At 59.6% G+C, this 14597-nt stretch carries 18 protein-coding genes; 17 read left to right on the top strand and 1 reads right to left on the bottom strand.

Going from position 1 to position 14597, the window contains the following annotated elements; genetic code table 11:
• Window positions 1-98: 98 nt before the first annotated feature.
• From ACRESJ_RS33240 to ACRESJ_RS33255, 4 genes are all read left to right on the top strand, one after another.
• The gene (locus ACRESJ_RS33240) at window positions 99-587 is read left to right on the top strand and encodes a phage regulatory CII family protein (protein ID WP_431761664.1); all 489 of its coding nucleotides are present in this window, start codon (window positions 99-101) and stop codon (window positions 585-587) included.
• A complete protein-coding gene (locus ACRESJ_RS33245; protein ID WP_431761665.1) occupies window positions 580-786 on the top strand; it encodes a TraR/DksA C4-type zinc finger protein in 207 nt (68 codons plus the stop codon). The genes ACRESJ_RS33240 and ACRESJ_RS33245 overlap by 8 nt, the downstream gene beginning before the upstream one ends.
• Window positions 783-3482, top strand: a complete 2700-nt coding sequence (locus ACRESJ_RS33250) for a DUF5906 domain-containing protein (protein ID WP_431761666.1) — start codon at window positions 783-785, stop codon at window positions 3480-3482. The genes ACRESJ_RS33245 and ACRESJ_RS33250 overlap by 4 nt, the downstream gene beginning before the upstream one ends.
• 328 nt (window positions 3483-3810) lie before the next feature.
• The gene (locus ACRESJ_RS33255) at window positions 3811-4293 is read left to right on the top strand and encodes a hypothetical protein (RefSeq protein ID WP_431761667.1); all 483 of its coding nucleotides are present in this window, start codon (window positions 3811-3813) and stop codon (window positions 4291-4293) included.
• A gap of 150 nt (window positions 4294-4443) precedes the next feature.
• Here the strand turns inward: ACRESJ_RS33255 and ACRESJ_RS33260 are convergent, their stop codons facing one another.
• Complete coding sequence (locus ACRESJ_RS33260) at window positions 4444-4740, bottom strand: hypothetical protein (protein WP_431761668.1); 297 nt, start codon at window positions 4738-4740, stop codon at window positions 4444-4446.
• Window positions 4741-4874: 134 nt separating this feature from the next.
• Between ACRESJ_RS33260 and ACRESJ_RS33265 the strand changes: the two genes are divergently transcribed.
• From ACRESJ_RS33265 to ACRESJ_RS33325, 13 genes are all read left to right on the top strand, one after another.
• Window positions 4875-5219, top strand: coding sequence for a phage holin family protein (locus tag ACRESJ_RS33265; RefSeq protein WP_431761669.1), 345 nt, complete (start codon window positions 4875-4877; stop codon window positions 5217-5219).
• 168 nt (window positions 5220-5387) lie between these two features.
• Window positions 5388-5990: a terminase small subunit gene (locus tag ACRESJ_RS33270; protein WP_431761670.1), complete on the top strand. Its 603-nt coding sequence runs from the start codon at window positions 5388-5390 to the stop codon at window positions 5988-5990.
• A 4-nt stretch (window positions 5991-5994) separates the two neighbouring features.
• The gene (locus ACRESJ_RS33275) at window positions 5995-8007 is read left to right on the top strand and encodes a phage terminase large subunit family protein (protein WP_431761671.1); all 2013 of its coding nucleotides are present in this window, start codon (window positions 5995-5997) and stop codon (window positions 8005-8007) included.
• Between the two features lies 1 nt (window position 8008).
• Window positions 8009-8215 carry a phage head-tail joining protein gene (locus ACRESJ_RS33280; protein WP_217871482.1) on the top strand — a complete coding sequence of 69 codons (207 nt, stop codon included), beginning with the start codon at window positions 8009-8011 and terminating at the stop codon, window positions 8213-8215.
• Window positions 8215-9696, top strand: a complete 1482-nt coding sequence (locus ACRESJ_RS33285; RefSeq protein ID WP_431761672.1) for a phage portal protein — start codon at window positions 8215-8217, stop codon at window positions 9694-9696. The genes ACRESJ_RS33280 and ACRESJ_RS33285 overlap by 1 nt, the downstream gene beginning before the upstream one ends.
• Window positions 9693-10847: a head maturation protease, ClpP-related gene (locus ACRESJ_RS33290; RefSeq protein WP_431761673.1), complete on the top strand. Its 1155-nt coding sequence runs from the start codon at window positions 9693-9695 to the stop codon at window positions 10845-10847. Before ACRESJ_RS33285 ends, ACRESJ_RS33290 begins: the two co-directional genes overlap by 4 nt.
• Window positions 10844-11188: a head decoration protein gene (locus ACRESJ_RS33295; protein WP_431761674.1), complete on the top strand. Its 345-nt coding sequence runs from the start codon at window positions 10844-10846 to the stop codon at window positions 11186-11188. Before ACRESJ_RS33290 ends, ACRESJ_RS33295 begins: the two co-directional genes overlap by 4 nt.
• A gap of 62 nt (window positions 11189-11250) precedes the next feature.
• Window positions 11251-12246, top strand: coding sequence for a major capsid protein (locus tag ACRESJ_RS33300; protein WP_074877060.1), 996 nt, complete (start codon window positions 11251-11253; stop codon window positions 12244-12246).
• A 2-nt stretch (window positions 12247-12248) separates the two neighbouring features.
• On the top strand, window positions 12249-12569 hold the full coding sequence (locus ACRESJ_RS33305; RefSeq protein ID WP_431761675.1) for a head-tail joining protein: 321 nt from the start codon (window positions 12249-12251) through the stop codon (window positions 12567-12569).
• A complete protein-coding gene (locus tag ACRESJ_RS33310) occupies window positions 12566-13231 on the top strand; it encodes a hypothetical protein (RefSeq protein ID WP_431761676.1) in 666 nt (221 codons plus the stop codon). The genes ACRESJ_RS33305 and ACRESJ_RS33310 overlap by 4 nt, the downstream gene beginning before the upstream one ends.
• Window positions 13224-13733, top strand: coding sequence for a hypothetical protein (locus tag ACRESJ_RS33315; protein WP_431761677.1), 510 nt, complete (start codon window positions 13224-13226; stop codon window positions 13731-13733). Before ACRESJ_RS33310 ends, ACRESJ_RS33315 begins: the two co-directional genes overlap by 8 nt.
• A complete protein-coding gene (locus ACRESJ_RS33320) occupies window positions 13730-14323 on the top strand; it encodes a phage baseplate assembly protein V (protein ID WP_431761678.1) in 594 nt (197 codons plus the stop codon). Before ACRESJ_RS33315 ends, ACRESJ_RS33320 begins: the two co-directional genes overlap by 4 nt.
• A 52-nt stretch (window positions 14324-14375) precedes the next feature.
• Entirely contained in the window at window positions 14376-14594 is a 219-nt protein-coding gene (locus ACRESJ_RS33325; RefSeq protein WP_431761679.1) for a hypothetical protein, read from the top strand.
• The last annotated feature ends 3 nt before the right edge of the window (window positions 14595-14597 follow it).

Consider the following 14597-nt stretch of genomic DNA (forward strand, 5'->3'; position numbering starts at 1 on the left):
TCAGCTACGACGACACACAGCACATGCACATCGGTCGTGGTTGTAGGATAGGGACTACCCTGTTTTATGGCTACACCGTAAACAGGGGATTTACGGTTATGAGTCGAACAGATCTATTGCCGGACGCTGGTCCGGTCCTTCCACTGCGCCAGGCGATCTATCGTGCTGGTCGTGACTACAAGGGCGGAATCACCGCCCTTGCCTTTGACATGGTGTTGGAGAACGACACCCTCCAAAAGAAACTCAAACTCGACGAAGAGCGCCGCTGGCTGAATCCTGATGAGCTGGAAGAGCTGATCAGACTGACTGGCGATGCTCGGTTGCTTGATGCACTGATGCGTCCGGCGGGCGCTGTCTGGTATCGCCCGGTACCGGTACCGGCAACACGTGATGCCTTGAAAGCGGTTGGCAAGTTGCTCGGCGAGACCGGTGAGTTTGTGGCCGCAATGCACGATGGCGCTGCCGACAACGTTTGGGAGCTTCACGAAGTCCTCGACCTTGAAAAACAGGGCATGGACGTGATCCGCGAAATCCTCGGCATCATGGCGGGTGCCCGCCAGGCGATGGAGGACCGCGCAGATGGCTGACGATATCGACCGCGCCAATGATCAGGCGCAATACCTGCTCGACGTAGCCATCCATCGCAATCGTCGTGTGCCAACAAGTCGTGTCAGTGCGCAGTTCTGCGAGGACTGCGACGACGCTATCCCGTTGCTTCGACAGCAGACGATCGAGGGTTGCGAGACCTGTGTCCACTGTCAGGGGTTGCGGGAGGCTCGGCGATGAGTGAACCGGCCAAAGGAATAGCCATCGCCACATGGGCAAAACGTTACATCAATACTTTCAACCTCGCCCTAGTCTCCATTGAGCCGGGTGAGAAAGCCCCAAAAGGCATGGGGTGGAACAAGCCGGGCGGCTACATCACCGATGCTGCTGCGGCTGAAGTATTCTGGCAGCGAAACCCAAACCATAACCTCGGCGTCGTGCTTGGGCCGAGCCGCGTCTGTTCGTTTGACGTGGATGACGTTCAGTGGACGCGGTACGTGCTGTATGAGCTGCTGGGTGTTGATCTGGATGCCATGGCGGTGGTTTACCCGACCATCGTGGGCAACCCGCTGCGGTTTCGTGTGGTGTTCAAATTGCCAGAAGGCGTTGACCTGACCCGGCATTCTCTTTCATGGCCGAATGAAAATGACCCTGACGGTTCGATTTTTAAAGGCCTGATGGACAAGGCCAAGGCTGCGAAAGAGCAGGGTGATGTTGCCGGGGAGGCTGCTGCACGTGCGGAAGCTGACCCGTTCAAACGCTTCACCGTATTTGAACTGCGTGCAGGCCTGGTGCAGGATGTATTCCCACCGTCGATTCATCCCGGTACCGGTAAGCCTTACACCTGGAAAACCCCGCCAAACGCCGCCGACGGATTGCCAACGCTGACCACCGAGCTACTTGCCATTTGGCAAAACTGGGACATCTTCAAGCGCGATGCTGAGGCGGCGTGCCCGTGGGCGATCAAAGCTACAGCGCCGACGACAAAGGTCGCCAAACGCACCATATCGCCGGCGGGAAAATCCCCTTCGGTGATCGATGAATTCAACCGCAGTCATGACATTGAAGAGCTGCTGCGCGCACACGGCTATATCAAGCGTGGCAGCAAGTGGCTTTATCCACAGAGCAGTACCGGCCTGCCGGGTGTGACGATCAGCGACGGCAAGGTCTATTCGCACCACGGCGCCGATCCGCTCGCGAATGGGCATCAGAACGATGCCTTCGAAGTCTTCTGTTTACTTGAGCACGGCGGCGACCAGTCGAAGGCGGTGAAGGATGCTGCCCGGATGCTGGGTATGCAGCATTCAGCACGACCAGATCCGCGTGATCTTCCCCCGACCCCATCCAGTGACCTGAGCGAGCAGAGCCACGCGCCTGACAACGCCAGCGAGGCCGCTCCGGCTTCTGACGGGGGCGCGGGGGAGGTGCTGACGCTTGACCATCTTCTTCGGCGGTTTGCCTTGGTGGAAGGCACCACGCATGTGTGGGACTTCGACCAGTCCAGGGTGATGAAGAAGTCGGCATTTGAAGCGCGGGTCGGTAAGCCGCTGGCGAAACAGTGGTTAGAGGACACCGAGCGCCGCAAGCTGATTTCGGATGACCACGTGCGCGACATTGAGCAGTCGCGGCGGATGGCGGGCAAAAAGGGCGGTGCCTTCGGGATGCCGCCGACCGAGCGTTACGTGTACATCGACGGCACAAAGGATGTTTGGGATCGCGAGAAGAAACGCCGCGTTGCCGAAGGTGCTGTGAAGATGGCCTTGGGTGACACGTATCCGTTGTGGTTGAACAGCAGTGAGCGGCGGGTGGTGGACGTTGACCATATCGTCTTTGACCCGACGATGACGAAAGACCCGAGCGTTTACATCAACACCTTCGACGGCCTGCCGCTGGAACCGGTCAGGAACGATGACGCCTGCGCAAACCTGCGGTGGTTGATTTCGTTCCTGTGCAACCACGATGAGGATGCAGCGCGGTGGTTGATTCGTTGGATGGCATACCCGCTTCAGCACCTGGGTGCCAAGATGGACACGGCAGTGTTGATGCACTCGATCATGGAGGGCTCGGGCAAAAGCCTGTTGTTCGCTGATGCGCTGGGGATGCTTTATGGCCAATACGCTGCCACGGTCGGCCAGACGCAGCTCGAAAGCAATTTTAACGCCTGGCAAAGCCGAAAGCTCTGGTCGGTGTTTGAGGAAGTTGTCAGCCGTGATCAGCGATACAACCAGGTGGGCAAGATCAAGCACCTGATCACCGGCAAGACGGTGCGCATGGAGTCCAAGTTCATCAATGGCTGGGAGGAAGCCAACCACATGAACGCGGTGTTCCTGAGTAACGAGATTCTGCCGTGGCCCATCAGCGAGAGCGATCGGCGGATGTTGGTGATGTGGCCCGAGCAGACCCTGCCCGAAGTTCGTCAGAAAGCCATCGGACATGAGCTGAAGAATGGTGGGGTCGCGGCGCTCTATGGATGGTTACTGTCGGTCGATCTGGGCGACTTCGATGAGCGCACGCGACCGCCAAGCACTGCGGCGCGCGAGCGCCTGGTGGCGTTAAGTCGAGCTGGTTGGCAAACGTTCCTGAACCTCTGGAAGTACGGCGAGCTGGGGCGCGACTTGTGGGGTGTGTGCCTCTCGACCGATTTGTATTCATTGTTCCTTGAGTGGTGTCACCGCAACAAAGAGCATGTGATGAGTCAGACGAAGTTCTCGTTGTTCATTGGCTCTGAAGTCGACAAAACACGCTCGATCCCATGGACTGAAGGCAGTAACAGGAAGTTCGGTGCGTTCTTCTTTCCGAACGATCCTGACGCTTCCCAGCCCCCATCACTGAAAGCGGCCGAGCTGGGGAAGACGGTCAGCGCCTGGCGAGCGCAGGCGAAGCTGGCGGGCTGGAACGTGGATAACTGGGACCACGTTAAGGCGGTTGCAGCATGAGTGCGTCTAAAAGTGTGTCGGGTGTGTCGGGGGTGTGTTGGGTTGGTTTTTCGAACCCCACACAGTGCAAGGCCCTGAGTTACGCGGGTTTCCGCCTGTTGTGTGGGGTGTGTTGGGTTTGTCGTCGCGCACGCGCATGCGTGACGTTATTCGAACGGCAAACAGAGGCTGTAATTTTTTCTTATGCGAGGATCGATAAACCCAACCAACCCAACACACTCAACTCAAAGTTAATAAAGGTATTGATTTTAAAGAGAATTATTTGTGTGGGGTTTGTGTCGGGTCGTGTGTTTTTTGTGTCGGGTTCGGTTTTTCGGGGGGAAGGACGATGATCGAGGAAATGGAAGTACTGCTGAAGCACTGGGGCGAGCAAACTCGGAACAATGGCGAATCCGGCGGCATGGGCAGCCCAATGGCGACGATCATGGAGTGGGGTGGTTGTGCGCCTCGCGGCACGCCCGGGTCGCGGATCATCCTCGGTGCTGGAGCTGGCCCTGATGCTGTTGCTCAGGAGATCGGTGCGGCTCTGTCGGAGATCGCTCGGCAGGATGAGCGGGGTGAGCGGTTGCAGCGATTGGCGGCTTTGCGTTATGGCGATGATCCGGCGCCGACCTGGCTGATGCAGATGCATTTGCTGGGATTGGAGTCCAAGGCGAAACAGACTTACTACGACCAAGTGCACGGTCTTCACGAACGGCTGCTGACGGTGATTACTGAGCGTGCTGATGCTCGTAAGTGGCTCGCCACTGGTCGGGGCGGAATGCCTCAAAGTCTCCTCAAAGTTGCGTCAAAGGTGCGTCAAGTTGGATAACCGAAAATGCCCCCTTTTCGGTTCCGTACTGAGGGGGTAAAAAGTCACCACGATATGGAATTTGCGCCTTGGCGCTGACCTCGCACGTGCTGTGCAGCTTTACCCGGCCTTCCCTGAGCCGGTCACCCAACCCCGCTTCGGCGGGGTTTTCTATGCGCGATTCATTTTGCTCAACAACTCGCCCCGAAGATATTTCTTGAAGACATAAGCGACGCCAAAAAGCACGAGCAAGCCCACTGCTGCAAGGTTCAGCGTGGCGTAACGTACCCAAAACTCCATCTCACTGTTCGTTGCAAGCAAGTAGATGCTGTGAATATGGCTCGTAATTAGCACTGTCAGGGCGCACCACAAGCCGAATACCTTCAAGTCGACGAGTCGCTCGCCACTAACCGAAAAGTAACCAACAACAAGAGGGAGGATGAGCTGGGCTGCTTCGATTTTGTTCATTGGGATCCACTTTGAAGTCGGGTTGAGCTCTCAGCCTAAAGCTACCCACGATCGGCAACAAATCAAAATACAGACTATGAGTTAACCCCTGCGTTAACTAGTAATCGAATCTACGCATTGGTATTGGAGTAGCAATGACGAACGAGCAGCAAGCACTGGCAGAAATGCCGATCTGGTTGGTGATCGTCCTGGCTTTGGTCGGTGGCGTTTCGGGAGAGATGTGGCGAGCCGACAAGGACGGGGCGCGAGGCTGGGCATTGTTGCGACGCCTTGCACTTCGGTCCGGGGCCTGCATTGTCTGTGGAGTGTCGGCAATGATGCTGATGATCGGTGCGGGGATGTCGGTCTGGACAGCAGGCGCCTTTGGGTGCCTCACCGCCATGGCCGGCGCCGATGTCGCAATCGGGCTCTACGAACGTTGGGCCGCCAAACGGATCGGCGTCTGCGATGTGCCACCCGCCGGCGGCGATCAAGGATGATGCATCGGACCAGGAGCGCCGAAAATCGCCGGGGACCCTGGGGTTATTCGTGGGGTACGGGGTCGGAAACCCGCGGGAAGTTGTTAGCGGCAGGGTCACCAGCTTATTGAAATTCAATCCATTGAAATTGAAAGGTTTCCATTGAAAAGCCGTTGAAAAGGAGGGCTTATGACAGAACCAATGTACCTGTCTAAAAGCGCCTTCGCGGCTCGAATCGGCAGGGCGCCCAGTTACATCACCTGGTTGAAAAACAACAACCGATTGGTGCTCACCGCTGACGGTAAACAGGTCGATGTCACGGCCAGCGAAGCATTGATTCGCGACACCGCTGACCCGAGCAAGGCCGCTGTCGCCGATCGCCATCACCACGACCGGCTTCAGCGTGACGTTTACAGCCAGCTCGCCAGCCACGTCGAGCCGACTTCAACGGCTGCGCCGCCGCCCGCAATTATGCCTGCGGGGCAGTTGCCCGATTTTCAGAAGGCCCGGGCCCTGCGCGAACACAACCTGGCCCAGCTTGCCGAGATCGAGTTGCACAAAGCAAAGGGCTCGCTGGTCGCCCTGGCAACAGTCAAAACTGGTGCCTACAACGCCGGCCGCATGCTGCGCGACCAACTGCTTGGCATGCCTCCCCAGCTCGCTCCCGAGCTGGCGTCTATGACCGACCCTTGGGAAATCGAAAAGCATCTGACGGCGGCGATTCGTCGCTCCCTGGAAGACGCTGAACGCATGTCGTCGGCGGACCTTGAACACGCACTGACCACGAGTTAAGCCTATGTCCACGGAATTTCCTGACGGTGCAGAGGTGTATCGCGAGGAGTATTTCCGTGGGCTACGGCCCGACCCGGATGTCTGGATCGATCAGTGGGCCGACGAGTACATGCGGATCCCGCGTGACACCGGCGCCGCTGAGCCCGGCAAGTACCGCACCTCGCGCACGCCGTATGCCCGCGAGCCCATGCGTTGCCTGTCGCCGGCGCACCCTTGCAAACGCGTGGTCACCATGGTGGCCTCGCAGCTGATGAAAACGCAGATTGCCTTGAACTGGATTGGCGGCCTGATCCACATGGCGCCGTCCAACATCCTGACATTGTTGCCCAGTCTTGGCCTGGCCAAGCGGGTCTCGTCGCGGATCAGCAAGACGATCAAGGCCACGCCTGTACTGCGTGAGCGAGTAGCGTCCAGCCGATCCCGGGATTCGCGCAACACCATGGACACCAAGGAATTCGAAGGCGGTTCGCTGTACGTCACGACTGCCGGCTCGGCGGCCAACCTGGCCGAGCTCTCGGCGCGCTACGTGTATGGCGATGAGATCGATCGCTGGGAAGTGGACATCGGTGAAGAGGGTGACCCGATTGAACTGGCCGAAACCCGAGGCAGTACTTTTGGGCGCAACGCGAAGTTCTACTTTTCCAGCTCGCCGACCATCAAGGGCGCCTCACGGATCAACGATCTGTTCGACGGCAGCGACCAGCGTTACTACTACGTGCCGTGCCCGAGCTGTGGTCACATGCAGACCCTTGAATGGGAGCGCCTGCATTACTCGAAAGATTACAGCGTGGTGCATTACCAGTGCGCCGGCCCCGACTGCGACGTTCTGATAGAGGAATATCACAAGGGTGAAATGCTCGCACAGGGTGAATGGCGTGCCCATGCGGAAGGCGACGGTGAGACGATTGGCTTTCACCTCAACGCGCTCTATTCGCCGCTCGGCTGGATGGACTGGAAGTCGCTGGCCAAGCAATTCGAGAAGGCGAAAAAAGCGCAGGCGAAGGGCGATCTTGAACCGATGCAGGTGTTCTACAACACCCGTCTGGCCAAGGTATGGGACGCCGCTCAAGAGCAAACCAAAGCCGATGTACTGAGGCAGCGGGCGCGACTGGAAGACTTCACCCTCGGTACGCTGCCAGCTGCCGTGTTGATGATCACCGGCTCCGTCGACGTCCAGGCCAACCGCCTGGAATTCATGGCGATGGGTTGGGGCGTCGGCATGGAACGTTGGGTCGTCGACTATCAGATCGTTTCGGGCGATCCCGCTGACGAGCGCACCTGGGCGGCACTGGACGAATTGCTCAAAGCCAAATATCGCCATCCGTGTAGCGTGGGCTTGGGGATTCTCGCCGTCGCGGTCGACTCCGGTGGCCACCACACCGACGAGGTTTACCAGTTCTGTCGCGTGCGGCGCTGGCGCAATGTGTTCGCCATCAAGGGCGCGAGCAAACCGGGCAAACCGGTGATTGCTCAGCGTCCTTCCATGGTCGACGTAACCTGGAAAGGCCAGACCGAACGCAACGGTGCCGAGCTTTGGTTCGTCGGTACCGACACGGCCAAGGACTGGATTTACAACCGCTATCCATTCGACACGGGTCCAGGTGCACTGCACTTTGCCAATGACCTGCCCGACGACTTCTTCGACCAGTGCGTCGCGGAACGCAAGGTCGCACGCTACATACGCGGCCACAAGCGTATCGAATGGGTCAAGGGCAAGGCTGAGCGCAACGAAGCACTCGACTTGATGGTGTATTGCCTGGCCATGGCGCATTACCTGGGGCTCAACCGTTACAAGGAACACGACTGGGAGCGCGTGCATCAGTCCTTGGCGCAGTCGGGTCTGTTTGACGACGCCTTGGGCATCAAACCGGTTCAAGGTGAACGCGTCACCGCTTCAACACCACCAGCTGCTGCTCAACCGGCACCGCAATCCACTGTTGCGGTCGTGCAACCGCGACCGGCAGCACCACCCCCTCAACGCCGCAGCTCCACCAGCGGTTACCTGAAGAGACGCTGATATGTCCTTTACCCAGAAGCACCTCGACGCGGTTGAGGCGGCCATCGCTCGCGGTGAAAAAGTCGTTCGTTACACCGACCGCACCGTTGAATACCGCACCGTCGACGAACTGCTCAAGGCACGCGAGGAAATCCGCACGTCGCTGATCAGCGCAGCCGGACCGCGCTCCCGTGTGGTCCGGCTGTATCACGGAGGCAAAGGACTCTAATGGCCCGCCACTTTCCGACGCTCACCCGTAACGGATTCGTGTTGCCGTCGAACATCAAGGCCAGTTACGAAGGCGCCGGGGAGGGCCGACGTTCCACTGGCTGGGATGCTCCCGACAACGGAATCAACAGCATCAACACCCCGGCGCTGCGCAATCTGCGATCACGCTCTCGGGCAGCGGTTCGCAACGACCCCTATGCCTACAACGTAATCGACAAACGCGTCAGTAACCTGATCGGCACCGGTATTACGCCAAGGCCAAAAACCGACGACGAAGCGCTGCGTAAATTACTGCAGGAACTCTGGGACGATTGGGTCGACGAGTCGGACGCCGATGAGCGCACCGACTTCAACGGCCAGCAGGCGTTGGCCGCGCGCACCGTGGAAACCTCGGGCGAATGTTTTATCCGGCTGCGCCCGCGTGGCCTGGACGAAGGTCTCGCGGTGCCGTTGCAGTTGCAGATCTTGGCCCCCGAGTTTGTTCCTCACGACAAGTTCGAAACCACTCGCGACGGCAACTTCATCCGCGCCGGGATCGAGTTCACACCGGGTGGCAAGCGCGTGGCGTACTGGATGTACCTCTCGCACCCGCGTGATGCTTCTTCGCTGAATGCCGGTTACAACCAACTGGTGCGAGTGCCAGCCGCGCAGGTGCTGCATATTTTCGAACCGGTCGAGCCAGGCCAGTTGCGTGGCGTGCCGCGTTTGTCGCCGGTATTGAAGCGTCTGCGTAGCCTCGACAACTACGACGACGCGGTGTTATTTCGCCAGGAAGTCGCCAACCTGTTCGCCGGTTTTATCAGTCGACCGGCACCGGACTCTGGCCCCACGCCAAGGGACCCGGTCACCGGCCAACCGTTGAACCTGGATCGCGACGGCTTCACGCCGATGGTGGCGCTTGAGCCTGGCACCATGCAGGAACTCGGGCCGGGTGAAGAGGTGGAGTTCTCCAAACCGCCGGATGCGGGCAACAACTATCCCGACTTCATGCGACAGCAATTGATGGCAGCTGCTGCCGGTACCGGCACACCGTACGAGATCCTCACCGGCGACATGCGCGAGGTCAACGACCGGGCGCTGCGGGTAGTGCTCAACGAGTTTCGGCGTCGATTGGAGCAACTGCAGTTCGGCGTCTACGTGCATCAGCTGTGCCGACCGGTCCGTGCGGCCTGGATGGACATGGCAGTGTTGTCGGGTGTTCTGGTGCTGGACGACTACACCCAACGGCGTCGTGAGTACCTGCGGACACGTTGGGTCCCCCAAGGCTGGGCCTACATCCAGCCGGTGCAGGACGTGCAAGCTCGGCGGATGGAAGTGCAGGCCGGCTTCGCCTCACGCAGCGAGATGGTCCTGCGCACCGGTTACGACGCGGAAACGGTCGACGCGGAAAACGCAGCCGATCTGGCCCGGGCCGCCGCCCATGGCCTCAATTACACCACCCTCGACGCTTTCGTCCCGATCGACGACAAGGAGCAACCATGAGCAAGAAAGCGCGACCTCGCGTTTACAACCGGGCGGGCAAGCGCGTGCCGGTGCAAGACAAAACCTGGTATGCGGTACACGCGAGCGGTGAAGCCACCGAGCGGGTGATCGAAGTCTTCGTCTATGGCGAGATCGGTGGCTGGGGTATCACCGCCAATCAGTTTGTGCAGGATCTGCGTGCCATGGACGATGGCGTCTCGCCCGTGATCGCCGCCTTCAACAGCATTGGCGGCGACCTGTTCGACGGCCTGGCCATGCACAACGCGTTGTCGCGTTTGGGCGAGCGTTGCACCGGCCGGGTGGATGCGTTGGCCGCCAGTGCTGCCAGCGTGGCGGTGTGTGGGGCCCATCGGGTGGTCATCGCTTCCAACGCCATGCTGATGATCCACAACCCCTGGACGTACGCGGCAGGGGATGCCGAAGACTTCCGCAAAGTGGCCGATGTCCTGGACCAAACCATGGAGGCGATCATCGCGGCCTACAAGGCCAAGGCGCCGGACATTGATGAGGTCGAGTTGCGGCGTCTGGTGGCCAATGAAACCTGGCTCACCGCCAATGAGGCGGTGGCCTTGGGGCTGGCGGACGAAGTGGGTGACGGTGTCACGGTTAAGGCCTGTGTCGGCCAAGGTGCCGTGCTGCAGCGTTATCAGCACGCACCGGCCGAGCTACTGGCCCTGCTCGACGAACCGCCAGAGTCTGATCCGGACTTGGAACCGGATGAACCGCCGCTGACGCCTCCCGTGGTCGACTCAGCAAAGTTGGCCCTGATGATCACCCAGCGTTGTGCCGAGTCGGGCATCAGCAATTTGATTGAGCCACTGCTCAGCTCCACCAAACTCGAAAGCGAAGCCATCGTCCAGGCCGGCCTGATTCGGGCCAAAGCGGTAAACGATCTTTGCGTGGCGGCGCGGTTGCCCGAGTTCAGTGTCGAGTACGTCGCCGCTGGCTTGGACGTCGCAGCGGTACGGGCGCGCCTGTTCGACAAGATCGTCAGCAGTGGCAAGGGTTTCGAAATCGACAACAGCTTGCCGCTGGACGATGACCCGGCGCTGAAGGTTCAGGCCAAAAAAATCGATCAACCTTCCATCTGGTCCGCACGCCAAGCTGCTCAGACCGGTAAATCCCAACCTGCTTCAGGAGTAAGACGATGACCATCCAACGTGAGCCAATGCATGCGGGCGAATTTCTCCTGTCTGAAGCAGCCGGCACCATTTCCCGCGAAGCGATCAACGTCGCCGCAGGCCCTGCACTGGAGCCTGGGCAGATCCTCGGTCTGGTCAGCCTGACCGGCGAGTTCGCCCCGTACAGCCCGACGGCTGAAGACGGTAGCGAAAATGCCGTGGCGATCCTCTACGGCCCGCTGGGCGAGTCGGATGTGGTCCGACGTGGCCGCGCGGTGGTGCGTCTGGCTGAAGTCAGCGAAGCCCACCTCTCGGGGCTGGACCCTGCTGCCGAGAAGGCGCTCGCCACTCACTTCCTGATCGTCCGTTAAGACGATCCCCCTGTTTTTCCAGCCCGCCGAGTGCGGGTTTTTTATTTTCTGGAGATTGCTTCATGGCTGATATTGAAATCTTTAACGATGACGCGTTTTCGGTCTCTTCGTTGACCGCCGCCATCAACGAACAGGAATACCTGCCGGGCCGCATCAGCAGCCTGGGTCTGTTCCAGGAAGAAGGCATCACCACCCTGACCGTGCAAATCGAAAAGGATGGCGACATCCTGGCTTTGGTGCCAGCCGGTGAGCGCGGTACGTCTGGCCTGGTGGTCAGTGGCACGAAGCGCAACCTGATCCCGTTCAATACCGTGCACCTGCCGCAACGCTTTGCGATCAAGGCCGATGAGATTCAGGGTATCCGCGCGTTCGGAACGCGCTCCGAGTTGCAGGCGGTCCAGGACGTGGTGAATAAGCGCCTGGCCAAAGCGCGTCGGCAGCTGGATGCCACTCACGAATTTCAGCGTATGGGCGCGTTGAACGGACAGATTCTCGATGCCGACGGGTCGACGGTGCTGTTGGACATCTACAAAACCTTCGGCGTGACCCGCAAGAAAATGTCCATGGGGCTCGCCAATGCTGAGACCGAGCTGCGCGTCAAATGCGGTGAAGCGTTGGACCTGCAGGAAGATGCGCTGGGTAGCATCACCAGCAGTGGCTCGCGCGCCCTGTGTGGCAAAAACTTCTGGAACAAGCTGATCGTTCACAAGTCGGTGAAAGAGACCTTTCTCAATAGTCAGCAAGCCGCTGCGTTGCGCGGTGATGCCCGTGAAAGCTTCGAATTCGGTGGCATTGTCTGGGAGCGCTATCGCGGCAAAATCGCCGGCGTGACCTTCATCCATGACGACAAAGCGTTGCTGATTCCCGAAGGCGTACCGGACCTGTACATCTCGGTGTTTGCCCCGGCCGACTATATGGAAACGGTCAACACCGAGGGCGTGCCGTACTACAGCAAGATCGAGCCGATGCCGTTCAATAAAGGCATGGCTGGTGAAGCGCAGTCCAACCCGTTGCACCTCTGCACCCGGCCTCTGGCGCAGATTCTGCTGGAGCTCTGATCATGGGCTTTCGCGATCTGATCGCCGACATCGACGCGGTGGTGTTCGAAAGCCTGGGCGACACCGCGCGGATCGAGGGTCGCGAGGAGCCCGTGCTCGGCATGTTCTCGGCGCCTTGGCTGCAGCCAAAGATCGGCAAACTCAACACCGGCCTGCGTGAGCCTCGGTTCGAGATTCGCGTCAGCGATTCACAGGGGCTGGAGCAGGGCATGTTGGTAAGCATCGATCTGCCCGAGCTGGACGGTGGCGGCGACTACGACTTGCTGCAGCTCGAACCGAGCGGTGACGGTCTGGTCGCTTTGATCTTGAGGATGCGCGCATGAGTATCGGCAGCTTCTACAAACCCTCGGCAGACGGCGGGATGATCTCCATCCAGGCGTCGACCGCAGATCTGCAAGCCTTTGAAAACTTCGCCAGCCTGGTACCCAAAGCCGCCGCTTCGGCCCAGCGCCGAGCGATCAACAAAACGTTGGGCTGGCTGCGCACCCATATTGCCCGGGCGGTCAGTCGCCAGGAGCGGATCGCCGTCGCGGCAGTCCGTCAGCGTCTGCGGGCATACCCGGTCTCCGGCGGCGCAACCAGCGGCAAATTGTGGTTCGGTCTCAATGCCATCGAGTCCAGTCGCATCGGTCGTGCACGGCAGTCCGGCCGAGGTGTTTCGGTGGCGGGGCGGCGCTATCAGGGTGCCTTCCTCAAGCAGGTTTATGGCAACAAACCCGACATCTGGATTCGTACCGCGAGCAAGCATTTCAACGCCGACGATTACCCCGACAGCACCGTGTCAGGTGCTGCTGGAGCCAGCTCTGGCTGGGTGGCGGAACACGGCAATCGCTTTCCGTTGGCCAAGGCCAAGGTGTCGCTGGAGCAGGCCCGGCCGCATTTTGATGAATGGGTCAAACGAGCCAATTCGCGCTTGCTGGAAATCCTTAAGCAAGAGTTCAACTTTGAGCTGCAGAAGTATCTGAAGGGGGCGGCGAATGTCTGATGAACCATTTAGCCTCGATCAGTTGTACAAGGCGATTGAGCAACACCTGTTCAGCCAGTTACCCGGCATCAAAGCGGTCACGGCCTGGCCGAGCATCAAGGACCGCATCGCGTTGCCGGTGGTGTTCATCGAGATGGCCGAGATTGAACCGGGCAAGGATATTGGTACCGGTGAAACCACCCTAATTTGTCGTTTCGAAGCACGGATTATTGTTGATCCCATCCGCCCGCAACATTGCCAACAGGCCGCACAATTGGCGGCCCAACTCGCGGTATTGCTGCGCATGCAAAATTGGGGGCTGGCCGTGGAGCCCGCCGAGTTTGTCCAGGCACTGCAAGACTGGACCAAGCCGGAGCTCGATGGCTACACCGTCTGGCTGGTCGAGTGGACGCACCAGATTTACCTGGGTGTTGAGGAGTGGCCGTGGCCCGATGAACCGCCGGGCTCGCTGGTGTTCGATATCGAGCCCGGCGATGGCCCGGTGAGTCCGGAGGATCTATGAGCCACGCCCTGGCCGAACATGATCGGATGATTGCCTCCATGCTGATGCCGTGCGCGGTGGTCGGTGTTGATCTGCCGGCGGCGACGGTGCGCGTCTCCAATGGTGCATGGACCAGCGCCTGGGTGCGCTGGCACAGTCTCGCAGCCGGCAAGGCGCGGCACTGGCGGGCGCCCAGCTTGGGCGAGCAAGGGGTGTTGTTCAACCCGAGCGGCCAAGCAGGCATGGGCACGTTTATCCCGGGGCTGTACGGCAACGCCGGGCCACCCCCTGATAACCGTGATCATGTCGAGGCCTGGCGCTTCGACGACGGCGGCTCCCTGGTCTACGACTGGGAGGCCAATAGCTACACCATCACACTTCCCACGGGGAAAGTGATCACCAAGGTGGGGGCGACCGAATCCATCACTACCGACACCAATATCACCGTGACGACGGCAAACATGAAGTTTGTCGCGGCCGTGGAAATACAAGGGCCGTTACGCGTAACAGAAGGCGTCGAAATTGGCGGCACCTTGCACGCGGTGGGAAGCATCACCAGCGGCGCCGATATTCTCGCCACTGGCAATAGCGACAACCATCACTCGCATTAACCCGCAGTCATCCAGCCCGCCAAGTGCGGGCCTTTTTATGCCTGGAGATAACATGGCCAAGCCTTCCGATGTATCCGTTGACGAGCCATCGTCAGCGCCTGATCTGTTGCTGACCTTTCGCGACAAGGTCTACACCTCGCGCACCCTGATCCTCCCTCGAAGCAAGCGTTCGCTGGCCGTGATCAAAGGGCGAGTCGAGGTGTCGGCGTCTGATGAGCAGGCAATCAGCTACCTGAAAGCCAACCCTGAGTTCGAACCGCTGAAGGAGTGATGT

The sequence above is a fragment of the Pseudomonas sp. genome (assembly GCF_050739655.1).
Taxonomy (GTDB): domain Bacteria; phylum Pseudomonadota; class Gammaproteobacteria; order Pseudomonadales; family Pseudomonadaceae; genus Aquipseudomonas.